General features: G+C 68.0%; 23 protein-coding genes and 2 tRNA genes. All 25 read right to left on the minus strand.

From position 1 onward, the window contains the following. Positions 1-22: 22 nt before the first annotated feature. The 25 genes from ACW5F0_RS03995 to truA all read right to left on the minus strand — a co-directional run bounded on the left by ACW5F0_RS03995 (position 23) and on the right by truA (position 23,429). Positions 23-99 (minus strand) — tRNA-Met (locus tag ACW5F0_RS03995). Positions 100-179: 80 nt separating this feature from the next. Further along, on the minus strand, positions 180-1,643 hold the full coding sequence (gene nuoN / locus ACW5F0_RS04000) for an NADH-quinone oxidoreductase subunit NuoN (RefSeq protein WP_456964726.1): 1,464 nt from the start codon (positions 1,641-1,643) through the stop codon (positions 180-182). 13 nt (positions 1,644-1,656) lie between these two features. Then, positions 1,657-3,171 carry an NADH-quinone oxidoreductase subunit M gene (locus tag ACW5F0_RS04005; RefSeq protein ID WP_456999077.1) on the minus strand — a complete coding sequence of 505 codons (1,515 nt, stop codon included), beginning with the start codon at positions 3,169-3,171 and terminating at the stop codon, positions 1,657-1,659. 13 nt (positions 3,172-3,184) lie between these two features. After that, entirely contained in the window at positions 3,185-5,251 is a 2,067-nt protein-coding gene (nuoL, locus tag ACW5F0_RS04010) for an NADH-quinone oxidoreductase subunit L (protein WP_456999078.1), read from the minus strand. Between the two features lie 13 nt (positions 5,252-5,264). Then, positions 5,265-5,588: an NADH-quinone oxidoreductase subunit NuoK gene (nuoK, locus tag ACW5F0_RS04015; RefSeq protein WP_456964729.1), complete on the minus strand. Its 324-nt coding sequence runs from the start codon at positions 5,586-5,588 to the stop codon at positions 5,265-5,267. Continuing rightward, a complete protein-coding gene (locus ACW5F0_RS04020; protein ID WP_456964730.1) occupies positions 5,588-6,241 on the minus strand; it encodes an NADH-quinone oxidoreductase subunit J in 654 nt (217 codons plus the stop codon). Before ACW5F0_RS04020 ends, nuoK begins: the two co-directional genes overlap by 1 nt. 3 nt (positions 6,242-6,244) lie before the next feature. Continuing rightward, complete coding sequence (nuoI, locus tag ACW5F0_RS04025; RefSeq protein WP_456964731.1) at positions 6,245-6,733, minus strand: NADH-quinone oxidoreductase subunit NuoI; 489 nt, start codon at positions 6,731-6,733, stop codon at positions 6,245-6,247. Then, positions 6,733-7,842, minus strand: a complete 1,110-nt coding sequence (nuoH, locus tag ACW5F0_RS04030; RefSeq protein WP_456964732.1) for an NADH-quinone oxidoreductase subunit NuoH — start codon at positions 7,840-7,842, stop codon at positions 6,733-6,735. Before nuoH ends, nuoI begins: the two co-directional genes overlap by 1 nt. Further along, a complete protein-coding gene (gene nuoG / locus ACW5F0_RS04035; RefSeq protein ID WP_456999079.1) occupies positions 7,839-10,085 on the minus strand; it encodes an NADH-quinone oxidoreductase subunit NuoG in 2,247 nt (748 codons plus the stop codon). The genes nuoH and nuoG overlap by 4 nt, the downstream gene beginning before the upstream one ends. Next, on the minus strand, positions 10,082-11,428 hold the full coding sequence (nuoF, locus tag ACW5F0_RS04040) for an NADH-quinone oxidoreductase subunit NuoF (RefSeq protein WP_456999080.1): 1,347 nt from the start codon (positions 11,426-11,428) through the stop codon (positions 10,082-10,084). The genes nuoG and nuoF overlap by 4 nt, the downstream gene beginning before the upstream one ends. Positions 11,429-11,442: 14 nt before the next feature. Next, positions 11,443-11,970, minus strand: coding sequence for an NADH-quinone oxidoreductase subunit NuoE (gene nuoE, locus ACW5F0_RS04045; protein WP_456964735.1), 528 nt, complete (start codon positions 11,968-11,970; stop codon positions 11,443-11,445). Next, a complete protein-coding gene (locus tag ACW5F0_RS04050) occupies positions 11,967-13,271 on the minus strand; it encodes an NADH-quinone oxidoreductase subunit D (protein WP_456999081.1) in 1,305 nt (434 codons plus the stop codon). The genes nuoE and ACW5F0_RS04050 overlap by 4 nt, the downstream gene beginning before the upstream one ends. Next, complete coding sequence (locus tag ACW5F0_RS04055) at positions 13,268-14,056, minus strand: NADH-quinone oxidoreductase subunit C (RefSeq protein ID WP_456964737.1); 789 nt, start codon at positions 14,054-14,056, stop codon at positions 13,268-13,270. Before ACW5F0_RS04055 ends, ACW5F0_RS04050 begins: the two co-directional genes overlap by 4 nt. Further along, the gene (locus tag ACW5F0_RS04060; RefSeq protein ID WP_456964738.1) at positions 14,049-14,636 is read right to left on the minus strand and encodes a NuoB/complex I 20 kDa subunit family protein; all 588 of its coding nucleotides are present in this window, start codon (positions 14,634-14,636) and stop codon (positions 14,049-14,051) included. The genes ACW5F0_RS04055 and ACW5F0_RS04060 overlap by 8 nt, the downstream gene beginning before the upstream one ends. Beyond that, on the minus strand, positions 14,627-14,983 hold the full coding sequence (locus ACW5F0_RS04065; protein WP_456964739.1) for an NADH-quinone oxidoreductase subunit A: 357 nt from the start codon (positions 14,981-14,983) through the stop codon (positions 14,627-14,629). Before ACW5F0_RS04065 ends, ACW5F0_RS04060 begins: the two co-directional genes overlap by 10 nt. A gap of 87 nt (positions 14,984-15,070) precedes the next feature. Beyond that, positions 15,071-15,155: transfer RNA gene (locus ACW5F0_RS04070), tRNA-Leu, on the minus strand. Between the two features lie 54 nt (positions 15,156-15,209). Continuing rightward, positions 15,210-15,662, minus strand: a complete 453-nt coding sequence (gene secG / locus ACW5F0_RS04075) for a preprotein translocase subunit SecG (protein WP_456964740.1) — start codon at positions 15,660-15,662, stop codon at positions 15,210-15,212. Positions 15,663-15,689: 27 nt separating this feature from the next. Then, positions 15,690-16,442, minus strand: a complete 753-nt coding sequence (tpiA, locus tag ACW5F0_RS04080) for a triose-phosphate isomerase (protein WP_456964741.1) — start codon at positions 16,440-16,442, stop codon at positions 15,690-15,692. A gap of 96 nt (positions 16,443-16,538) precedes the next feature. Further along, positions 16,539-17,492 carry an isopenicillin N synthase family dioxygenase gene (locus tag ACW5F0_RS04085; protein WP_456999082.1) on the minus strand — a complete coding sequence of 318 codons (954 nt, stop codon included), beginning with the start codon at positions 17,490-17,492 and terminating at the stop codon, positions 16,539-16,541. A gap of 74 nt (positions 17,493-17,566) precedes the next feature. Continuing rightward, positions 17,567-18,934 carry a phosphoglucosamine mutase gene (gene glmM, locus ACW5F0_RS04090; protein WP_456999083.1) on the minus strand — a complete coding sequence of 456 codons (1,368 nt, stop codon included), beginning with the start codon at positions 18,932-18,934 and terminating at the stop codon, positions 17,567-17,569. Beyond that, a complete protein-coding gene (gene accD, locus ACW5F0_RS04095; RefSeq protein ID WP_456999084.1) occupies positions 18,931-19,821 on the minus strand; it encodes an acetyl-CoA carboxylase, carboxyltransferase subunit beta in 891 nt (296 codons plus the stop codon). The genes glmM and accD overlap by 4 nt, the downstream gene beginning before the upstream one ends. 45 nt (positions 19,822-19,866) lie before the next feature. After that, positions 19,867-20,709 (minus strand): tryptophan synthase subunit alpha, encoded by an 843-nt coding sequence (gene trpA / locus ACW5F0_RS04100; RefSeq protein WP_456999085.1) that lies wholly within the window; start codon positions 20,707-20,709, stop codon positions 19,867-19,869. Further along, on the minus strand, positions 20,706-21,920 hold the full coding sequence (gene trpB / locus ACW5F0_RS04105; RefSeq protein WP_456999086.1) for a tryptophan synthase subunit beta: 1,215 nt from the start codon (positions 21,918-21,920) through the stop codon (positions 20,706-20,708). The genes trpA and trpB overlap by 4 nt, the downstream gene beginning before the upstream one ends. Beyond that, positions 21,917-22,603 (minus strand): phosphoribosylanthranilate isomerase, encoded by a 687-nt coding sequence (locus ACW5F0_RS04110; RefSeq protein ID WP_456964748.1) that lies wholly within the window; start codon positions 22,601-22,603, stop codon positions 21,917-21,919. Before ACW5F0_RS04110 ends, trpB begins: the two co-directional genes overlap by 4 nt. A gap of 1 nt (position 22,604) precedes the next feature. Further along, positions 22,605-23,429 carry a tRNA pseudouridine(38-40) synthase TruA gene (gene truA / locus ACW5F0_RS04115; RefSeq protein ID WP_456999087.1) on the minus strand — a complete coding sequence of 275 codons (825 nt, stop codon included), beginning with the start codon at positions 23,427-23,429 and terminating at the stop codon, positions 22,605-22,607. Positions 23,430-23,439: the final 10 nt, after the last annotated feature.

A 23,439-nucleotide genomic window follows, 5' to 3' on the forward strand; every position in this document is an offset into this window, starting at 1 on the left:
GGAACGCGCCGCTGCTGTGTAGTGGTAGCGGGGGTAGGATTTGAACCTACGACCTTCGGGTTATGAGCCCGACGAGCTGCCAGACTGCTCCACCCCGCACCAGGCCGACGATTATGACGTAACGTCGGGTTTCGTGCAAGCCTGATACGGCATCGCCGCATCAGGACCTGCGTCAATCATCAGGCGAACGCCGCCTGGCACCAGGCCATCAACGGGTTCCACGCGATGCCGAGCACCAGCAGGGCAAGCGCGTTGACCGCGAACAGCGTGCGCAGTGGTCCGTTGTCGCTGACTTCGATCGCCCTGCCCTCCGGCTCGTCGAAGTACATCACCTTGATCACGCGCAGGTAGTAGAACGCGCCAACCACCGCGAACACGATGCCGACGATGGCCAGCCACATCATGTCGCCGCCGATCGCCGCGCGCAGCACCACCATCTTCGCCCAGAAGCCGAGGAAAGGCGGTACGCCGGCCATGGACGCCATGATCACCAGCACCATCGCCGCCATCCACGGGCTGCGTGCGTTGAGGCCCTTGAAGTCCTCGATGCGGTCGGCCTCGAAGCCGCGCTTGGCCAGCAGCACGATGGCGCCGAAGCCCGCGGTCGCCATGATCGCGTAGCTGATCGCGTAGAACATGGCCGCGGCGTAGCCTTCCGGACCGCCACCGGCAAGGCCGAGCAGCAGGAAGCCCACGTGCGACACCGTGGAATAGGCGAGCATGCGCTTGAGGTTGGTCTGCGCGATCGCGAACACGTTGCCGACCGCCAGCGACAGCGCGGCCAGCAGCGCCACCATCACCTGCCACTGGTCCTGCAGCGGGCCGACGCCGGACTCCAGCAGGCGGTAGGCCATGCCGAACACCGCCAGCTTGGGCGCGGAACCGATGAACAGCGTCATCGGCGTCGGGGCACCGTGGTAGGCGTCGGGCAGCCACATGTGGAACGGCGCGGCGCCGAACTTGAAGCACACGCCCACGACCAGGAACACCGTGCCGGTCAGCAGCAGCGTGCGCGTGCCGCCGTCGACGGTGGCCGCCGCGGTGCTGATCGTGGCGAGGTCGAGGCTGCCGGTGGCGCCGTAGACCAGCGACATACCGAACAGCAGCAGGCCCGAGGCCAGCGAGCCGAGCACGAAGTACTTCATCGCCGCCTCGGAGCCGATCGGATTGTCGCGGTCGATGGCGACCAGCGCGTACTGGCAGAGCGCCAGCAGCTCGAGGCCGACGTAGATCGTGGCCATGTTCGGCGCCGACACCAGCAGCATCATGCCGACGGTGGCGAACAGCATCAGCACCGGCAGCTCGCCCTTGTACAGGTCGCGCTCGCGCATGAACGGCCAGGCATAGCCCAGCGATACCGCGGTCAGCACCAGGATGCCCACCTTGAGGACGTCGGCCGCGGTGTCGCGGACGAACATGTCGGCCAGCACCATGCCGTGCCCGCCCACGCCGAGCACGATCATCAGCGCGGCGCCGAGCAGCACCGCCACGGCCAGGCCGTGCGTGACCACGCGGCGGCGCTCGCCGATGAACAGGTCGAGCATCAGCAGCGCGAACGCGCCGATCACCACCACGAGCTCGGGCGCCAGCGGCGCGATGTCGGCCAGCGTCCGGACGGGAAGGTTCAATTCACCAGGCATCATCGCGTCACGTTCCTCAAAGCTTGCTGTTGGCGAGCATGCCCGCCAGCTGCGCGATGGACGGCTCCATCAGGTCGGTCAGGGGCCGCGGCCAGAGGCCGATGAGCAGCACGCCTGCAGCGAACACGCCCAGCACCAGGGCCTCGCGGCCATTGATGTCTTTCATCGCGGCGACGTGGGCGTTGCCGACCTCGCCGTACATCACGCGCTTGACCAGCCACAGCGTGTAGCCCGCGCCCAGGATGAGCGTCAGGGCGGCGACGAAGGCGATCAGCGGGTGGTGCTGGAACGAGGCCACGATGACCATGAACTCGCCCACGAAGCCCGAGGTGCCCGGCAGGCCGGAGTTCGCGAAGGCGAACAGCACGTAGAACGCGGCGAACCACGGCATCACGTTCGCCACGCCGCCGTAGTCGCGGATCATGCGCGTGTGCATGCGGTCGTAGAGCACGCCGACGCAGGTGAACATGGCGCCGGCGATGAAGCCGTGCGACACCATCTGCACCATCGCGCCCTGCAGGCCGAGGCGCGCGGCCTCCGGGTTGCCGGTGTCGCGGACCAGGGCGAAGGCGATGAAGATGCCCAGGGTCACGAAGCCCATGTGCGAGACCGACGAATACGCGATCAGCTTCTTCATGTCCTGCTGGACCAGCGCCACGAGTCCGACGTAGACCACTGCGATCAGCGACAGCGCGATCAGCAGCCAGGCCCATTCGTGCCCGGCGTCGGGCGTGATCGGCAGGCTGAAGCGCAGGAAGCCATAGCCGCCGATCTTCAGCATGATCGCCGCCAGGATCACCGAGCCGCCGGTGGGCGCCTCGACGTGGGCGTCGGGCAACCAGGTGTGCACCGGGAACATCGGCACCTTGACCGCGAACGCGATCAGGAAGGCGAAGAACAGCCACATCTGCTCGGTGGCCGTGAGCGGAAGCGCGTACAGGTCGGGCAGCTGCCAGCTGCCGGCCTTCAGGTACAGGTACACCAGGCCGACCAGCATGAACACCGAGCCGAGGAAGGTGTACAGGAAGAACTTCACCGACGCGTACACGCGCCGCGGACCGCCCCAGACGCCGATGATGATGAACATCGGGATCAGCATGCCCTCGAAGAACACGTAGAACAGCATCGCGTCCACGGCCGAGAACACGCCGATCATCAGGCCCTCGAGGACCAGCATCGCGGCGAAGTACTGGTTCACGCGCTTGTCGATCACCGCCCAGGCGCCGATCAGCACCAGCACCGTGACCAGGGTGGTGAGCAGGATCAGCGCGACCGAGATCCCGTCCGCGCCCAGGTGGTACTGGATGTCGTAAGCGGGAATCCACTCCCGGGCCTCGACGAACTGCATCGTGGCCACGGCGCCCGAAGCGTCGTAACCGGTGAACAGGGGAATGCTGATCGCAAGCGTCGCCAGGGCGATCGCCAGCGCGAGCCAGCGCGCTGCGCCCGCGCGGTTGCCGAGCGCGAGCACCATCGCGCCACCGAAGATCGGCAGCCAGATGAGGATGCTGAGGAGGGGCCAATTCGACACGTATCGTCTTCCGTCAGGTCCAGTAGTGGATGAGCACGGCCAGGAGCACGATCAGGCCGACGATCATCGCGAATGCATAGTCGTACAGGCGTCCGGTCTGCAGGCGTCGCACGACGCGCGCCACCAGGCCGATGAAGCCGGCGCTGCCGTTGACCACCACGCCGTCGATCAGCTTGCTGTCGATCGCGTTGGAGGCCTTGCCCAGCTGCAGGCTGCCGCCCGCGAGGCCACCGATCCAGAAATCGTCGGCCCAGTACTTGTTTTCCAGCACCTTGACCGGCAGCGCGAACACGCTGCGGGCCTTGGTCGCGAGCTCAGGACGCCACCAGTACATGACGGTCGCGAGCACGAAGCCGGCCAGCGTCAGCCAGAACGCCGGGGTCAGGAAGCCGTGCAGGGCGAACGCCATCGGTCCGTGCCACAGCTCGGACGCTACGCGCGCCAGGGTGTCGTTCTCCGGCAGCAGGTCGATGGCGCCGGTGAAGAACGGCATCACCTGTTCGCTGCCGCTCCAGCTGGTGCCGAACAGCATCGGACCGGCGGTGAAGAAGCCGATCGCGATCGAGGGGATCGCCAGCAGCACCAGCGGCAGGGTCACCACCCAGGGCGACTCCTTCGGCTCGTGCACGCCGTGGTGGCCGTCATGCGCATGGTCGTCATGGCCATGGTCGCCGTGCGCCTCCTCGCGGAAGCGCTCACGTCCGAAGAAGGTCATGTACAGCAGGCGGAAGCTGTAGAACGAGGTCACGAAGGCGCCGAGCAGGACCGCCCAGTAACCGTAGGTGCCGACCCAGCCCATGCCTTCGGCCCCGAACTTCGCGGCCTCGATGATGGTGTCCTTGGAGTAGAAGCCGCTGAAGAACGGCGTCGCCACCAGGGCCAGGGTGCCGATCACCATGGTGATGAAGGTGATGGGCATGTACTTGCGCAGGCCGCCCATGCGGCGCATGTCCTGCTCGTGGTGCATGGCGATGATCACCGAGCCCGCGCCGAGGAACAGCAGCGCCTTGAAGAAGGCGTGCGTCATCAGGTGGAACACGGCCGCGGAGTACGCCGACACGCCCAGCGCCACGGTCATGTAACCCAGCTGCGACAGCGTGGAATACGCGACCACGCGCTTGATGTCGTTCTGCACGATGCCGATCAGGCCGGTGAAGAAGGCCGTGGTGGCGCCGATGAAGAGGATGAACTGCAGCGCGGTCTGGCTGAGTTCGAACAGCGGCGACATGCGCGCCACCATGAAGATGCCCGCGGTGACCATGGTCGCGGCATGGATCAGGGCCGAGATCGGGGTCGGGCCCTCCATCGAGTCCGGCAGCCACACGTGCAGCGGCACCTGTGCCGACTTGCCCATGGCGCCGACGAACAGGCAGATGCAGATCACGGTCGCGACCGACCAGGCATAGCCGGGGATGATCTCGACCACCTGGCCGCCGCCGATCGTCGGCCCGACATTGGCGAAGACGGTGGCGTAGTCGAGCGTGCCGAACCAGTACGCGACGCCGGCAATGCCCAGCAGCATGCCAAAGTCACCGACGCGGTTGACCAGGAAGGCCTTGAGGTTCGCGAACACCGCGGTCGGGCGCTTGAACCAGAAGCCGATCAGCAGGTACGACACCACGCCCACCGCTTCCCAGCCGAAGAACAGCTGCAGGAAGTTGTTGGCCATCACCAGCGTCAGCATGGAGAAGGTGAACAGGCTGATGTAGCTGAAGAAGCGCTGGTAGCCCGGGTCGTCGGCCATGTAGCCGATGGTGTAGATGTGGACCAGCAGCGACACGAAGGTCACCACCACCATCATCATCGCCGTCAGCCGATCGACCATGAAGCCGATGTGGATCTCGTAGCCGGCGACCTGGAACCAGGTGTAGAGGTTTTCGTTGAACGGCGCCGCGCCCTGCCCCATCAGCTGCCAGAGCACGTAGCACGACAGCGCGCAGCTGACGGCCACGCCCAGGATCGTGGCCGACTGGGCACCGACGCGGCCGACCTGGCGACCGAACAGACCCGCGATGATCGCGCCAAGGAGCGGCGCGAGCACGATCGCGATCAGCACCGCCTTCGAGATGACAATTTCCATGCCAGGCATTCCGTCAGCCCTTCAGCGTGTCGATTTCGGCGACGTTGATCGTGCGCCGGTTGCGGAACAGGGTGACCAGGATCGCGAGGCCGATCGCGGCCTCGGCCGCGGCCACGGTAAGGATGAAGAACACGAAGACCTGACCGGCGGCGTCGCCGAATTCGCGCGAGAACGCGACGAAGTTGATGTTCACCGAGAGCAGCATCAGCTCGATGCACATCAGCAGGATGATCACGTTCTTGCGGTTGAGGAAGATGCCCGCGACGCTGATGCAGAACAGCGCGGAAGCCAGCGCAAGGTAGTGCCCGAGTGCCAGGCCCTGTCCGAGGAACTCCATTACTTCTCCTCCCCGTCGGTGGCGGCATCGGCGGCCGGCGCGTCGTCGGCGACGTGCACGGAGCTGGGCATGTCGACCATCCGCAGGCGGTCGCCGGCGCGGGTACGCACCTGCTCGCCCGGGACCTGGTGCTTGGTGCCTTCGCGGCGGCGCAGCGTCAGCGTGACGGCGGCGATCACGGCCACGGTCAGGATCACGGCCGCGACCTCGAAGGGCAGCAGGAAGTCGGTGAACAGCCGGCGCGCGATCCACACCGTGTTCGGCACGCCCTCGGCCTCGAAGGCGTTGGCCGCGAACGGCGTCTCGACGAAGGCCATGATGCCGATCAGCGACAGCAGCTCGAGCAGCATCACCACCGCCACCACCAGGCCGGCCGGCAGGTAGCGGACGTAGCCCTCGTTCAGAGGGTCGAGGTCGATGTCGAGCATCATCACAACGAACAGGAACAGCACCATCACCGCGCCGACGTAGACCAGGACCAGGGCGACGCCCAGGAACTCGGCGCCGGCGATGATCCAGGTACAGGCCACGGTGAAGAAGGTCAGCACCAGGAACAGCGCCGAGTGCACCGGGTTGCGGGCGCCGATCACGCCGATCGCCGCGGCGACCGCGACCCCTGCGAATGCGAAGAATGCGAGCTGTACGAAGTCCATGGCTTACCTGTATGCGGCGTCGGCGGCGCGGCGCTCGGCGATCTCCGCCTCGAGGCGGTCACCGATTGCGAGCAGCTGCGGCTTGGTGACGATGTTCTCGCCGCGATTCTCGAAGTGGTACTCGTGGATGTGGGTCTCGACGATCGAGTCCACCGGGCATGACTCCTCGCAGAAGCCGCAGAAGATGCACTTGAACAGGTCGATCTCGTAGCGCGTGGTGCGCCGCGTGTTGTCCTCGCGCTGCTCGGAATCGATGGTGATCGCCAGCGCCGGGCACACCGCCTCGCAGAGCTTGCACGCGATGCAGCGCTCTTCGCCGTTCGGATAGCGGCGCAGCGCATGCAGCCCGCGGAAGCGCGGAGACTGCGGGATCTTCTCCATCGGGTACATCATCGTGTACTTCGGGCGCCACAGGTATCTGAAGGTCAGCGCCAGGCCGCGGAACATCTCGATCAGCAGCAGGCTGCGCGCCCGGGAAATGAACTTGTCCATCACGCACCTGCCTCGAACACGCCGAAGTACGCCATCAACGCCGTCACCGCGATCCACGCGATCGACAGCGGGATGAACACCTTCCAGCCAAGCCGCATGATCTGGTCGTAGCGGTAGCGCGGGAACGACGCGCGGAACCAGATGAAGCAGCTGGCGAAGAAGAAGGCCTTCAGGAACAGCCACCACCAGCCATCGCCCAGCAGCACCGAGAGCACCGGGATGTCCGGGATCCAGGCCACCGGGACCGGCGACAGCCAGCCACCCATGAAGAAGGTCGCGGTGAGGAAGCTCACCAGCAGCATGTTGGCGTACTCGGCCAGGAAGAACAGCGCGAACACCGCGCCCGAGTACTCGACCATGTGGCCGGCCACGATCTCGCTCTCGCCTTCGACCACGTCGAAGGGCGCGCGGTTGGTCTCGGCCACGCCCGACACGAAGTAGACGATGAACAGCGGCAGCAGCGGCAACCAGAACCACTCGAGGAAGCCGGCGTTGCCGGACTGCGCCATCACGATCTCGCTGAGGTTGAGGCTGCCGGCGGCGACCATCACGCCCACCAGGGCGAAGCCCATCGCAATCTCGTAGCTCACCACCTGCGCCGCGGAGCGCATCGCGCCCAGGAACGCGTACTTCGAGTTCGATGCCCAGCCGGCCAGGATCACGCCGTACACGCCGATCGACACCATCGCCAGCAGGTACAGCAGGCCGGCATTGGCGTTGGACAGCACCAGTTGCGTGTCGAAGGGCACCACCGCCCAGGCGGCGAATGCAGGCGCCAGGGTGATCAGCGGCGCGAGGATGTACAGCACCTTGTGCGCGGCGCTGGGCCGGATGACTTCCTTGAACAGCAGCTTGAAGACGTCGGCAAAGGCCTGGAGGATGCCGAAGCCGACGTACATCGGGCCGTGGCGCACGTGCATCCAGGCCAGGAGCTTGCGCTCCCAGACCACGTAGAAGGCCACCGTGATGATCACGGGCATGGTGATCGACAGGATCAGCAGCACGAGCCAGATCACGGTGCCCATGGCGCCGAGCGAATCGAGCCAGGCGCGGAAGGGTTCGAGCCAGCCGAGCAGCACGGTGGCGGTGTTGGTCGTCGTCGTGCTCATGCGGCCTCCACCCGCACCGTGCCGGCGCCGAGCGCCGCCGTGGCGCCGTAGCCGGATTCGATCAGCGCCGCGCCGCGGGCCACGCCCGTGCTCGTCGCCACCTGCAGGGTCGCGGTGCCGGTTCCGTTGGCCACGCGCGCCATGGCGCCCTCGCGCAGGCCCGCCGCCGATGCGTCATCGGGGTTGAGGGTGATGCGCGCCCCCACGGTCAGCGGATGCGCCTGCAGCGCCGCGGCGCGGCGGGTCACGCCGTCGACACGGTAGATCGCCTGCGATACCGCCAACTCCAGGCCCTCGCCCGCCGCTGCCGGGGCCGCGCCGCGCGCGACCTCGACCTGGCGCGGCGACACCAGCGCAAGCGCGCCGGCGAAGTCGGTGAAGTCGAAGCCCGGCACACCCAGCAGGCCGCCGAGCGCGCGCAGCGCCTTCCAACCCTGGCGCGCCTCGCCCGGCAGCTTGCCGCCGGCCACGGTGCGCTGGTCGCGACCGTCGAGGTTGGTCAGTGTCGCGTCGAGTTCGGGCAGCAGTCCGATCGGCAGGATCACATCGGCCACGCGGCGCGTGGACTGGCAGGCGAAGTGGCTGAAGGCCACCACTTGCGCGCCGCCCAGGGCCTGCATCGCCTTCGCCTGGTCGGCGAAGTCCAGCCCCGGCTCGATGCCGTAGATCACATAGCCGCCGCGCGGCTGGGCCAGCATGGCGCCGGCATCGCGCGAGGTCGGCAGCACGCCGTGGCGCGCGAGCCCGACCGCGTTCGCACCCTGCGGCACGCGGCACAGCGCGGCATTGTTGCTGCGCGCGAAATCGCCGGCGGCAGCACGGATGGCCGCGGCGTGGATCCCGCACTCGGCCACCGCGCCCACGATCACCACGGCACGCGAGGAACCCGCAAGCGCCTGCCCGAGTTCGGACGACGCCAGTGCAGCAGCGATCCGCGACGGCGCCACGATGGACTTGTGGGTGATGTCGAAGGTGAAGTCGAAGTCGACCGGGTTGACCACGTGCACCTTGGCACCGGCCCGCCAGGCCTTGCGCACGCGCTGGTTGACCAGCGGCAGCTCGGTGCGCAGGTTGCTGCCGACGATGACGATGGCGTCGGCCTGCTCGATGGCGTCCACCGGCATGCCGAAGACGTCGGCGACGGCGCCGTCGGACAGGTCGTGCTGGGCGATGCGGTGGTCGAGGTTGCCCGTGCCCAGGCCCTCGGCCAGGCGTGCGACCAGCGCGCCCTCCTCGTTCGAGGTTGACGGGTGCACCAGGATGCCGAGGTCGTCGGCGGCGTTGTCGCGCAGGATCTGCGCGGCACGCGCAAGCGCCTCGTCCCAGGTCGCTTCGCGCCAGTCGGCTTCGTCACCGTTGTTCGCCACGCGCAGCAACGGACGCGTCGCGCGGTCGTCGGCGTACAGGCCCTGGTGCGAATAGCGGTCGCGGTCGGACAGCCAGCACTCGTTGACCGCTTCGTTGTCGCGCGGAACGGTGCGCATCACTTCGCCGCGGCGGGAATGCAGGAACAGGTTGCTGCCAAGCGCGTCGTGGTAGCCCAGCGACTCCTTGGCGATCAGCTCCCAGGGGCGTGCGCGGAAGCGGAACACCTTGTTGGTCAGCGCGCCCACCGGGCAGACGTCGATCACGTTGCCCGAAAGCTCGGTGGTCAGCGGCTTGCCGTCGTAGGTGCCGATCTGCAGGCTCTCGCCGCGCTGCATGCCGCCCAGTTCGTAAGTGCCGGCGATTTCCGCGGTGACGCGGACGCAGCGCGTGCAGTGGATGCAGCGCGTCATTTCGGTCGCGACCAGCGGACCCAGGTCCTCGTCGGCCACGGAACGCTTGCGTTCGACGAAGCGCGAGACCGAACGGCCGTAGCCCAGCGACAGGTCCTGCAGCTCGCACTCGCCGCCCTGGTCGCAGACCGGGCAGTCGAGCGGGTGGTTGATCAGCAGGAACTCCATCACGTTGCGCTGCGACTTCAGCGCCTTGTCGCTGCGCGTGGACACGCGCATGCCATCCATCACCGGCGTGGCGCAAGCCGGCGCAGGCTTGCCCATCTTCTCCACCTCGACCAGGCACATGCGGCAGTTGGCCGCGATCGCGAGCTTGTCGTGGTAGCAGAAGCGCGGGATCGGGATGCCGGCCTTGTCGGCGGCCTGGATGATCATCGAGCCCTTGGGCGCGGCCATCTCGACGCCGTCGATGAAGACAGTGACGTGGTCGGGCGGCAGGTTCGGGTTCACCGGCTGCGCGCTCATGCCGCCACCTCCGCGTTGGCGTCGACGATCGAGCGGCCGTGCTCGATGAAATGTTCGAATTCGTGCCAGAAGTGGCGCAGGAAGCCCTGCACCGGCCAGGCCGCGGCCTCGCCGAAGGCGCAGATGGTGTGGCCCTCGATCTGGCCCGCGGATGCGCGCAGCATCTCGACGTCGGCCATCGTCGCCTTGCCTTCCACCATGCGGCTCACCATGCGGTACATCCAGCCCGTGCCTTCGCGGCAGGGCGTGCACTGGCCGCAGGATTCCTGCCAGTAGAAGCGCGAGATGCGCTGGCAGGCGCGCACCATGCAGGTGCTGTCGTCCATCACGATCACCGCGCCCGAACCCAGGCCCGAACCCGCCTTCTGCAGGGCGTCGTAGTCCATGGTCAGGCCCATCATCGTCTCGCCCGGCAGCACCGGCATCGACGAACCACCGGGGATCACGCCCTTGAGCGTGCGTCCCGGACGCAAGCCACCGGCCATCTCCAGCAGTTCGGAGAACGGCGTGCCGAGGCGGATCTCGTAGTTGCCCGGCTTCATCACGTGGCCGGAGACCGAGAAGATCTTGCAGCCGCCGTTGTTGGGCTTGCCCAGGCCGGCGAACCACTCGGGGCCGTTGCGGATGATGGCCGGCACCGAGGCGTAGGTCTCGGTGTTGTTGATCGTGGTCGGCTTGCCGTACAGGCCGAAGTTGGCCGGGAACGGCGGCTTGTAGCGCGGCTGCCCCTTCTTGCCTTCGAGCGACTCCATCAGCGCGGTTTCTTCGCCGCAGATGTAGGCGCCGGCACCCAGCGCGTTGTGGATGTCGATGTCCACGCCGCTGCCGAGGATGTCTCGGCCCAGCCAGCCGTGCGCATAGGCTTCCGCCAGCGCCTCTTCAAGATGTTCGAAGGGCTCGTGGTGGAACTCGCCGCGCAGGTAGTTGTAGGCGACCGTGGACCCGGTGGCGTAGCAGGCGATCGCCATGCCCTCGATCACCGAATGCGGGTTGTAGCGCAGGATGTCGCGGTCCTTGCAGGTGCCGGGCTCCGACTCGTCGGAGTTGCAGAGGATGTATTTCTGCACGTCGCCCTTGGGCATGAAGCTCCACTTCAGGCCGGTCGGGAAGCCAGCGCCACCGCGGCCGCGAAGGCCGGACTGCTTGACCATCTCGACGACGTCGGCCGGCGGCATCTTTTCGGCCAGCACCTTGCGCAGCGCCTGGTAGCCACCGGTCTTGAGGTAGTTCTCGTACGACCACGGCTTGTCGAAGTGCAGCGTGGTGTACACGGCCTGGTGCTCCTTGGGCGCCGGGCCGACGGGGCCGTAGCCTTCGGAGACGTGGGAGTTGTGATGCGCCATGCCTGCGTCCAGCCTCACTTCAGTCCGTCGAGCAGCTCGTCGACCTTCGTCGCGTCGAGCTTCTCGTGGTAATGGCCGTTGATCACGACCACCGGGGCGCCGCAGCACGCGGCCACGCATTCTTCCTCGCGCTTGAGGTAGACGCGGCCATCGGCCGTGGTCTCGCCAAGCTTGCAGCCGAGCTTCTTCTCGGCGTGCGCGACCAGGTCTTCGGCGCCATTGAGCCAGCAGCTGATGTTGGTGCAGAAGGCGACGTTGTGGCGGCCGACTTCCCGTGTCTCGAACATCGAATAGAAGGTCGCGACCTCGTAGGCCCATACCGGCGGGATGCCGAGGTACTTCGCAACGCCGGCGATCAGCTCGTCGGTCAGGAAGCCGCCGTTCTGCTGCTGGGTCGCGAACAGGCCCTGGATCACGGCCGAGCGCTTGCGGTCGGGCGGGAACTTGGCCACCCAATGGTCGATGTGCGCGCGCGTCTCATCGCTGAGCACGACCATCGGGTCGACGTTGCGCGCGTTCTCGAAGTTGCCGGTCGCTTTCATCGGTCCACTTCTCCGAAGACGAGGTCATAGGTGCCGACCATCGCCACGACGTCGGACAGCATGTGCCCCTTCACCACCGCGTCCATCGACGACAGGTGCGCGAAGCCGGGCGCGCGCAGGTGCACGCGGAAGGGCTTGTTGGCGCCATCGCTGACCAGGTAGCAGCCGAACTCGCCCTTGGGCGCCTCGACGGCCTGGTAGGTCTGGCCCTCGGGCACGCAATAGCCTTCGGAGAACAGCTTGAAGTGGTGGATCAGGGCTTCCATGTCGTCCTTCATTTCCTCGCGGGAAGGAGGGGCGACCTTGAAATTGTCGACCATCACCGGGCCGGGGTTGGCACGCAGCCACGCCACGCACTGGGCGATGATCCGGTTGGATTCGCGCATCTCGGCCACGCGGACCAGGTAACGGTCGTAGCAGTCGCCGTTGGTGCCCACCGGGATCTGGAAATCGACCTGGTCGTACTTCGCGTAGGGCTGCTTCTTGCGCAGGTCCCACTCGATGCCCGAGCCACGCAGCATCACGCCGGTCATGCCCCAGGCCATGGCCTGCTCCGGCGGGATCACGCCGATGCCGACGGTGCGCTGCTTCCAGATGCGGTTGTCGGTCAGCAGCACTTCGTATTCGTCGATGCGCGCCGGGAAGTCCTTCGTGAAGGCTTCCAGGAAGTCGAGCATCGAGCCTTCGCGCCACTCGTTGAAGCGCTTGAGCTTGGTGCCCTTGCGCCACGGCGACTCGCGGTACTTCGGCATGTGGTCCGGAAGGTCGCGGTAGACGCCACCCGGACGGTAGTACGCCGCGTGCATCCGCGCGCCGCTGACCGCCTCGTAGACGTCCATCAGCTCTTCGCGCTCGCGGAACGAATACAGCATCACCGCCATCGCGCCGAGGTCGAGCGCGTTGGAGCCGATCCACATCAGGTGGTTCAGCACGCGGGTGATCTCGTCGAACATCGTGCGGATCCACTGCGCACGCTCCGGCGCCTGGATGCCCAGCAGGGTCTCGATGGCCAGCACATAGGCGTGCTCGTTGCACATCATCGACACGTAGTCGAGGCGATCCATATAGCCGATCGACTGGTTGAACGGCTTGGACTCGGCCAGCTTCTCGGTGCCGCGATGCAGCAGGCCCACGTGCGGGTCCACGCGCTGCACGACTTCGCCGTCCATTTCCAGGATCAGGCGCAGCACGCCGTGCGCGGCCGGATGCTGCGGGCCGAAGTTCAGCGTGTAGTTGCGGATTTCCTGGCGCGCTTCGGCCGAACTGCTGGCCAGCAGCTCGCTGGGCGGGTGGATGCTCACTTCGTGTCTCCTGCAACGCCGTAACCGCGCACCGGGCCGACCTTGAGGTCCTGCGACTCGCCTGCACTCGTCTCGTAGCGGGCGTCGTCGCGGATCACGCGCGGGACCAGTACGCGCGGCTCGACCGAGGTGACGGGCTCGTACACCACGCGCTGCTTGTCCGCGTCGTAACGCACTTCGACGTTGCCGATCAGCGGGAAGTCCTTGCGGAACGGATGGCCGATGAAGCCGTAATCGGTGAGGAGGCGGCGCAGGTCGGGATGGCCCGGGAACATGATGCCGAACAGGTCGAAGGCTTCGCGTTCGAACCAGTTCACGCCTTCCCACACCTCGAACAGCGAGTCGACCACCGGCAGGGCGTCGTCCGGCGCATGGCAGGTCACGCGCAGACGGCGGTTGTTGGCGATCGACAGCAACTGCACCACCACCGAGAAGCGGTTCTCGGGCAGCGGGATCGCCCCCTCGCCGTCAGGCTGCGCGAGCTGCTGGCTCGGCGCTTCGCCGTAGCGGAAGCGACCGGGGCCCCTGCCCTCCACGCCGCGGCTGAAGCCTTCGGAGGAGACGTCGGTGTCCCACTCGTCGGTGCCATAGCCCAGGTGGTCGACGCCGCAGAGGTCGATCAGGATCTCGAAGCCGAACTCGTCGCGCAGCGTGCGGCAGCCTTCGCGCCACTCGGACGCGAGCAGCACCATGCCGACTTCGCCGCGCGGCAGCGCGACATCGACAAGGGCCGTCGGGAAGCGGGCGCGAAGGCGCGCGGCGAACGCGGTGGCGGACTCAGACATTGCGCTGGCCCACCTTGTCCTCGCCGAAGTTGCTCGACCTGCGGATCTTGCGCTGCAGCTGCAGGATGCCGTGCACCAGGGCCTCGGCCGTGGGCGGGCAGCCCGGCACGTAGATGTCGACCGGAACCACGCGATCGCAGCCACGCACCACCGCATACGAATAGTGGTAATAGCCGCCGCCATTGGCGCAGCTGCCCATGGAGATGACCCACTTGGGGTTGGGCATCTGGTCGTAGACCTTGCGCAGCGCCGGGGCCATCTTGTTGACCAGGGTGCCGGCCACGATCATGACGTCCGACTGCCGCGGCGACGGGCGGAACACCACCCCGTAACGGTCGAGGTCCATGCGCGCCGCGCCGGCGTGCATCATCTCGACCGCGCAGCAGGCCAGGCCGAAGGTCACCGGCCACATCGAGCCGGTGCGCGCCCAGTTAAGCAGGATGTCCGAACTGGTGGTGACGAAGCCCTGCTCGAGGAGCGGGTTCTCGCCCTCCGGCCGCAGGATGTCGTCGACGCGTCCTTCGGACAGCGGGTTGCTCGCGGCATTCGCAAGGCTGCGGGCCGCCTGGATCACTCCCATTCGAGCGCTCCCTTCTTCCACACGTAGATGAAACCGATCAGCAGCATGCCGACGAAGATGCCCATCTCGATCAGGCCGAGCACGCCGAGCTCACGGAACACGGTGGCCCACGGCACGATGAAGATGATTTCCAGGTCGAAGACGATGAACTGGATGCAGATGAGGTAGTAGCGGATGTCGAACTGCATCCGCGAATCTTCGAACGGGGCGAAGCCGCATTCGTACGCCGTCAACTTCTCGGCATTGTAGAACTTCGGCCCAAGGGCATTGCCTATGACGACCAGGCTGATGCCGATTCCGGTTGCGACAAATAGGAACAGCAGGGTCGGCAGATATTCGGCCAGCACGGTGTTCTCTCGGCTACGGGCCGCTTGCGCCGCCCTTTGCTTGCTGGTGCCGGGCCCGGCCGTTGAACGACCGGGCCCGACGCGTAGTGGTGCCCAAGGGGGGACTCGAACCCCCACGACCTAAGCCGCTACCACCTCAAGGTAGTGCGTCTACCAATTCCGCCACCTGGGCAATGTTTCTGACTCTTTCCGTACCTGGGTACGGAGCGCGATATTGTAATCGCTATCACTCGTCCTGCGGAGCTTCCTGCCCCGTTTCCCCCTGTGCGGGGGGAGATGCCGCGGGCGGCAATTCCTCCGGCACGGAGGGGACGGTGGATTCCGGGACAGCGGGCACGGCGTCGGGCGCCGCGGGGACCGCCCCGGCCGGGGCCGGCGTCGCCGGCGCCATCGGGATCTCGGACATCACGCCAAGGTCGGCGGCGACGGGACCCGCCTGCCGCGCCATCTGCGTCGCCTGCCACGCCATGAACAGGGTCAGGGCGAAGAAGGTGATGGCCAGCCACTTGGTGGACTTGCTGAGGAAATTGGATGCGCCGCGCGCACCGAAGACGGTCGCCGATGCGCCACCGCCGAAACCGGAGCCAGCCTGGGCACCCGCGCCACGCTGCATCAGGATCAGCGCGATCAGCGAGATGGCGACCAGCACGAAGGCGATGTTGAGGATGAGCTGCAGCATTGGTTCCGTTCTCTGGTGCCCTGGAGGTCAGCGGGCCGCTGCGGCCACGATGGCCATGAAGTCCGCGGCCACCAGCGACGCTCCGCCGATCAGGCCTCCATCGACGTCGGGCTTGGCGAACAGCTCGGCGGCGTTGGCGGGCTTCACACTGCCGCCGTAGAGGATCGGCAGTGAATTTCCAATCTTAGCATCCATCGCGGCAACCTCGCTACGGATGAACGCATGGACTTCCTGGGCCTGCTCCGGGCTGGCGGTCAGTCCGGTGCCGATCGCCCAGACCGGCTCGTAGGCCACCACGGCCCCGGCGAAGCCCGCGGCACCGGCCAGCTCGAGCACCGGGCGCAGCTGGGAGGCGATCACGGCCTCGGTCGAACCGCCCTCGCGGTCCTCCCGGGACTCGCCCACGCACAGGATCGGGCGCAGCCCGGCCGCGACCGCGGCCGCGAACTTGCGCGCGACCAGGTCGCTGTCCTCGCGGTGGTACTGGCGGCGCTCGGAGTGCCCGACCAGCGCGAAGCCCGCGCCGACATCGGCCAGCATCCGTGCCGACACTTCACCGGTGTAGGCACCTTCGGCATGCTCGCTGACATCCTGGCCGCCGAAGCCGATGCCGCGATCGCCATAGGCCGCCACCAGGCTTCCCAGGTGCGTGGCCGGAGGCAGCACCACCACCTCGACGCCGGCGACCGGCAGGCCCGCCGCCACGTCCGACAGCAGGCCATCGGCGAAGCCGCGGCTGCCATTGAGCTTCCAGTTGCCGGCGACGATGCGTGCGCGCATGGGATGACCTCGGACGTTGACGGGCCGCAGATTCTAGGCCTTCGTACACATTCCTGCATTGGGCACGCCCGTAGCGCGCGTGCCCGGCAGGCAGGCTCAGGCGAGCTTGATCTCGCGCAGGCGCTCTTCCAGGTAACCGTGCGCCGTGATCGGCTCCGGATACCGGCTGGGATTGTCCGGCGTAATGCACGAGGGCAGCACGTCGATCAGGAAGTCCGGGTTCGGATGCAGGAAGAACGGCACCGAGTAGCGCGGCTGGCGCGCGAGTTCACCCGGCGGGTTGACCACGCGATGGATGGTCGACGGGTACACGTGGTTGGTCAGTCGCTGCAGCATGTCGCCGATGTTGACCACGATGGTGTCGGCGTCGGCGGTGAACGGCACCCACTCGCCTTCATGCGAGCCGACTTCCAGGCCGGCGGCGCTGGCACCCACCAGCAGCGTGATCAGGTTGATGTCCCCGTGCGCGCCGGCGCGCACATTGGGGATGTCGTCGGCGGTGATCGGCGGGTAGTGGATCGGCCGCAGGATCGAATTGCCGAAATCGGTCTTGTCGGCGAAATAGTCCTCGGGCAGCTCGATGTGCAGGGCCAGCGCCCGCAGCACCTGCGACCCCAGCGCGTCGAGCGCCTGGTACAGCGCATAGCCCTTCTCGTGGAACGCCGGGACCTCATCGGGCCAAAGGTTCTTCGGCATGACGTCGCGGTAGCCGGAATCGTCCGGGATCTCGCGACCGATGTGCCAGAACTCCTTCAGGTCGAAGTGCTTGGAATCCTTGGCCGTCTCGACACCGAAGGGCGTGTAGCCACGGGCGCCGCCGCCGCCGGGCACGTGGTAGCTCTTTTTGGTCTCTTCCGGCAGCGCGTAGAAGGCCTTGAAGGCCTCGTAGGCCTCGTCGATCAGGCCCTGCGGGATGCCGTGGTTGCGGATGCCGGCGAAGCCCCACTCGCGATACGCGGCGCCCAGGTCATCGATAAAGGCCTGGCGGTCTTCCGGGCTGGCGGGCTGGATGAAACGGCGGATGTCGAGGGTCGGGATACGCGGGGCCATGGCTCACTCGGGGGCGACCGCCCCCGGCGGGGGCGCAGGTCCGCAATGATACCGCCCGCCCGGAAGTTTCGACCTCAGGCGACGGCGCGTACCGCCTCGGCCAGGCGCTCCAGGGTGGCCGCCACCAGGGCCTCGTCGTCGGCCTCCACGGTCACGCGCACCACCGGCTCGGTGCCCGACGGGCGCAGGAACGCGCGCCCTCGGCCTTCCACGGCCCGCTGCGCGTCGGCCAACGCCGCCTGGACGCTTCCGGCCTCGACCGGCTTTGCGCCATTCGCGATGCGCACGTTGACGGTGCGCTGCGGCACCTTGCGCAGGCCGCGCAGCGCTTCCGCCAGCGACATCCCGCGCCGGTGCAGCACCTCCAGCACCTGCAGGGCGCTGACGATGCCGTCCCCGGTCGTGGAGCGGTCCAGGCACAGCAGGTGGCCCGAGGCCTCGCCTCCGAGGATGCCGCCGTGCTCGATCAGCGCCTTGTGCACGTAGCGGTCGCCGACCTTGGTGCGCATGAAGCCGATGTCGCGGGCGGCGAGCGCCTGCTCCAGCGAGAAATTGGTCATCAGCGTCCCGGCCACGGGGCCGCGGAGGCGGCCGCTCTCCTGCCAGTCGCAGGCCAGCACGTAGACCAGGTCGTCGCCGTCGCGGACCACGCCGTCACCGTCGACGAACATCACGCGGTCGCCGTCGCCGTCGAAGGCGATGCCAAGTTCCGCGCCGGTGGCGCGCACGCGCTCGGCCAGGCCTTCGGGATGGGTCGAGCCGACGCCGTCGTTGATGTTGGTGCCGTTGGGATCAACGCCCATCGCGTCCACGCGCGCACCCAGCTCGCGCAGCACCATCGGACCGATCTGGTAGGTGGCGCCGTGGGCGCAGTCGACGACGATGCGCATGCCGTCGAGGTCGAAGCTGCGCGGCACCGATCCCTTGCAGGCCTCGACGTAGCGGCCCACGGCGTCGCGCGTGCGCACCGCCTTGCCCAGCTGGTCGGCCGCCACGGTGCGGAACGGCTGTTCGAGCGCGGACTCGATCGCGAGCTCGGTCACGTCATCGAGCTTCTCGCCCATGGCCGAGAAGAACTTGATGCCGTTGTCGTGGTGCGGATTGTGCGACGCCGAGATCACGATGCCGCCGTCTGCGCGCATCGAGTGCGTGAGGTGCGCGACGGCGGGCGTCGGCATCGGCCCCATCAGCTGCACGTCGACGCCCGCGGCCACCAGGCCGGCCTCGAGCGCGGCCTCGAACATGTAGTTCGAGATGCGCGTGTCCTTGCCGATGATCACGAGCGGCTTGCGCCATTCGCCCCCGCCCTTGAGCGATGCCAGCAGCGCGTGGCCGTAGGCGTTGCCGAGGCGCAGCATGAAATCGGCAGAGATCGGGCTCTCGCCTACCCGGCCCCGGATGCCGTCGGTGCCGAACCAGCGCCGCGCTGCAACGCCGCTCACGACGCGGCCACTTCGTCGGCCGGCGGTGCCGGACGGCGCATCAGCATCGCCAGCAAGGCGGCGATCCGCTCGCGCAGTTCGCGGCGGTCGCAGATCTGGTCGATGGCGCCGTGCTCGACCAGGAACTCCGAACGCTGGAACCCTTCGGGCAGTGTCTCGCGCACGGTCTGCTCGATCACCCGCGGGCCGGCGAAGCCGATCAGCGCCTTGGGCTCGGCGAGGTTGATGTCGCCCAGCATCGCGAACGAGGCCGAGACACCGCCGGTGGTCGGGTGGGTCATGACCGAAATGTAGGGCAGTCCAGCCGCACGCAGCCGACCAAGCGCGGCCGATGTCTTGGCCATCTGCATCAGCGAGAACAGGCTTTCCTGCATGCGAGCGCCGCCGCTCGCGGAGAAGTTGACGAAGGGCGAGCCGATCTCGAGCGCACGCTCGGCGCCGAGCGTGAAGCGCTCGCCGACCACCGAGCCCATCGAGCCGCCCATGTAGGCGAAATCGAAGGCGCTGGCGACGATCGGGCTGCCCTTCAACAAGCCTTCCATCGCAATGAGCGCGTCACGCTCACCGGTGGACTTCTGCGCGGCCTTGATGCGGTCGGCATAGCGCTTCTGGTCGCGGAAGCGGAGCACGTCGACCGGGCCGAGCGCGGCGCCGATCTCGCGGCCGCTGCCGGCGTCGAGGAAGGCCGCCAGGCGCGCGCGGGCGCGGATGGGCATGTGGTGGGCGCACTTCGGGCAGACCTCGAGGTTCTCCTCGAGCTCGGGCCGGTACAACACCGCGCCGCAGCTGTCGCACTTCTCCCACAGCCCCTCGGGCACACTGCGCTTGCGTGCGGGGCTGCCCTCGGTGCGGATGCGGGCGGGCATGAGTTTTTTCAGCCAGGACATGCGTGTGCTGTGATCCTATGCGGCAAAGCCGCGAACCGGGGGAGTTTAGCCCACTGTCCCGGCCGCGCCGGCATCCAGCGCGCTGCGCAGGGGGGCCAGGAAGGCGGCGGCCGCGGCCGCGGCGTGGCCGCTTCCGGCGGCGGCCATCACCTTGACCAGGGCGCTGCCGACCACCACGCCGTCGGCGTCCACGGCCATCGCAGCGGCGCTGGCGGCGTCGTGGATCCCGAAGCCGGCCACCACCGGCACGGGGCTGCGGGCGCGGATGGCGCGCAGCTGCGCGGCCGCGGCGCCGGCATCCAGGCGCGCCGAGTCACCGGTCACGCCGGCGAAGCTCACGTAGTACAGGTAGCCCTGCGCCAGCGAGCAAAGCATCTCCACGCGCTCCGGGCCGGTCGTGGGCGACGCCAGCAGCACCAGGGCCACGCCATGGGCGGAGAAGGCCTTGCGGAACTCCGTGGCCTCCTCTGGCGGCAGGTCCACCAGCAGCACGCCGTCGACGCCGGCATCGGCCGCGGCCTTGGCAAACGCCTCGGGACCCCGGATCTCGATCGGATTCAGATAGCCCATCAGGGTCACGGGGGTATCGTCGTCGCGCTGCCGGAACTCGCGCACCCGCTCCAGCACCCAGGCCATGCCGGCGCCCCGCGCGAGCGCGCGCTCGGAGCTGCGCTGGATGGTCGGGCCATCGGCCATCGGATCCGAGAACGGCACCCCGAGTTCGATCGCATCCGCTCCGGCCGCGACCATCGCGTGCATCACCGGCACGGTGTCTTCGAGACCCGGGTCGCCGGCGGTGATGAAGGGCACGAGCGCCTTGCGTCCCGCGGCGCGCAGGGCGGCGAAGCGGCGCGCCATGCGCGGCGCCACCTCGGCGACGGCGCTCATACCTCCACTCCTTCGCGCGCGGCGATGGTGTGTACGTCCTTGTCGCCGCGGCCGGACAGGTTGCAGAGCACGAGAGCGCCCTTCGGCATGTCGCGCGCGAGCTTGATCGCCTGCGCCACTGCGTGGCTCGACTCGAGCGCAGCGAGGATGCCCTCGGTCTTCGCCAGCAGGTGGAAGGCTTCCAGGGCCTCGTCGTCGTCGACGCCGACGTATTCGGCGCGTCCGGTATCGGCCAGGAAGGCGTGCTCGGGGCCGACGCCGGGGTAATCCAGGCCTGCCGACACCGAGTGCGTCTCGATCACCTGGCCGTCGTCGTCGCAGAGCACGTAGGTGCGGTTGCCGTGCAATACGCCTACGCGTCCGGCAGAAATGGACGCCGCATGCCGGCCACTGGCCATGCCCTCGCCCGCCGCCTCGGCGCCGACCAGGCGCACGCCGCGGTCGTTGAGGAAGGCGTGGAAGATGCCGATGGCGTTGCTGCCGCCGCCCACGCAGGCGGTGACGACATCCGGCAGCCGGCCGTGGCGCGCGAGCATCTGCATGCGCGCCTCTTTTCCGACCACGGCGTTGAAGTCGCGCACCATGCGCGGATACGGATCGGGGCCGGCCACGGTGCCGATGATGTAGAAGGTGTCGGCGACGTTGGTGACCCAGTCGCGCATCGCCTCGTTGAGCGCGTCCTTGAGCGTCGCCGAGCCACTGGTCACCGGCACCACCGAAGCGCCGAGCAGCTTCATGCGGTAGACGTTGATCTTCTGGCGCTCGATGTCGGTGGCGCCCATGTAGACCACGCACTCCAGGCCCAGGCGCGCGGCGACCGTGGCCGACGCCACGCCGTGCTGTCCGGCGCCGGTCTCGGCGATGATCCGGGTCTTGCCCATGCGGCTGGCCAGCAGCGCCTGGCCGATGGTGTTGTTGATCTTGTGCGCGCCGGTGTGGTTCAGGTCCTCGCGCTTGAGCAGGATGCGCGCGCCGCCGACGTGGCGGGTGAGGCCCACGGCTTCGTAGATCGGGCTCGGGCGACCGACGTAATCGGCCAGGTCGGCCTCGAAGGCGGCCACGAAGGCGGGATCGGCGCGCGCGGCGTCGTAGGCGGCAGCCAGCTCCTGCAGCGGCCCGGCCAGGGTCTCGGCCACGAAGCGGCCCCCGTGGCGGCCGAAGTGGCCGCTGGCGTCGGGGAACGCATGGAAATCCTCGGGCATGTCGCTCATCGCGCACCTTCTCCGTGGGTTGTCGCGTCATCGTCCGCGCGACAGTCGGCGCGGCGCACCTCGGTCACGAAGGCACGCATCAGGTCCCCGTCCTTCTGGCCGGGCGCGGCTTCGATGCCGCTGCTCACGTCCACGCCCCAGGGCATGGTGGCGGACACGGCATCGTGCACGTTGGCCGGCGACAGGCCGCCCGACAGCAGGTAGGGACGGGTCAGGCCGGCAGGTATCGCGGACCAGTCGAAACGGCGCCCGCTGCCGCCGTCATGCCCGCCGCCATGGCTGTCGAACAGGAACGCGGATGCATCGGGAAAGGCCGCCATCAGCGCGGGGCCGCTGGCGGGTGCGCCCTCGCCCATGCCCACCGCCTTGATCCACGGCACGTCGAAGCGGCGGCAGAAGGCATCGTCCTCGTCGCCGTGGAACTGCAGCAGGCTGGGCCTGACGTGCTTCACCACCTCGCGCACTTCGTCGGCACTGTTGTTGCGGAACACGGCCACCGCGTCCAGCAGCGGCGCCAGCGCCTTGCGCAGCGCACGCGCTTCAGCGACATGGACGCGGCGCGAACTGCCGTGGGCGAAGACGAAGCCGACAGCGTCGACGCCGAGTTCGCCAGCCAGGCGGACATCGCCGGGGCGGGTCAGGCCGCAGAACTTGATGCGGGTACGGAACAGGGTGCGGGGCATGTCAGGGGCGTGGCAAGGGAAGGGGGAGCGACGGGCCGGCAGCGGCCAGCGTGACCTCGTCGGGAAGGCCGCAGTCGGCCGGGTACAGCGGTCCAAGGAACACCAGTCCACCTGCCGGCGCCGTTGGACCGGCGATGGTGCGATCGCGCGCAGCCAGCACCTCTGCGATCCAGTGCACAGGACGGGATCCCTCACCGACCGCGAGCAAGGACCCGACGATATTGCGGACCATATGATGCAGGAAAGCGTTGGCCTGGATCTCGACGATGATCACGTCGCCCTCGCGGACGACGCTGATCTGCTGCAGGTCGCGGCGCGCATGCGGCGCCTGGCAGTGGACCGTGCGGAACGAGGTGAAGTCGAACTCGCCGACCAGGGCCTGGGCCGCGCGGTGCATGGCCTCCGCATCCAGCGACCTCCGGCTCCACGACAGGTACTGGTGGCCCAGCGCGGGACGCACCGGGCGGTTGAGGATGCTGTAGCGGTAGCGGCGTGCACGCGCGGAAAAACGCGCATTGAAGTCGTCCCCGACCTCGCTGCACCAGCGCACCGCCATCGACGGTGGCAGCAGCGACGTGGTGCCCAGCATCCAGTTGCGCGGCACGCGCCCGGCCTCGCTGTCGAAGTGCACGACGTTGCAGCGCGCGTGCACGCCGGAGTCGGTGCGGCCTGCGCAGATGGTTGCCACCGGGGTGTTCGCGACCTTCGACAGCGCGGCTTCCAGCGTCCCCTGCAGCGTCTCCAGGCTCTCCACGCCGGCCCGGGCCAGGCGCTGCCATCCCAGGAAAGCGCTGCCGTCGTATTCGATGCCAAGGGCGTAGCGCATGGTGTCGACA

It is taken from the genome of Luteimonas sp. A534, from assembly GCF_054072805.1.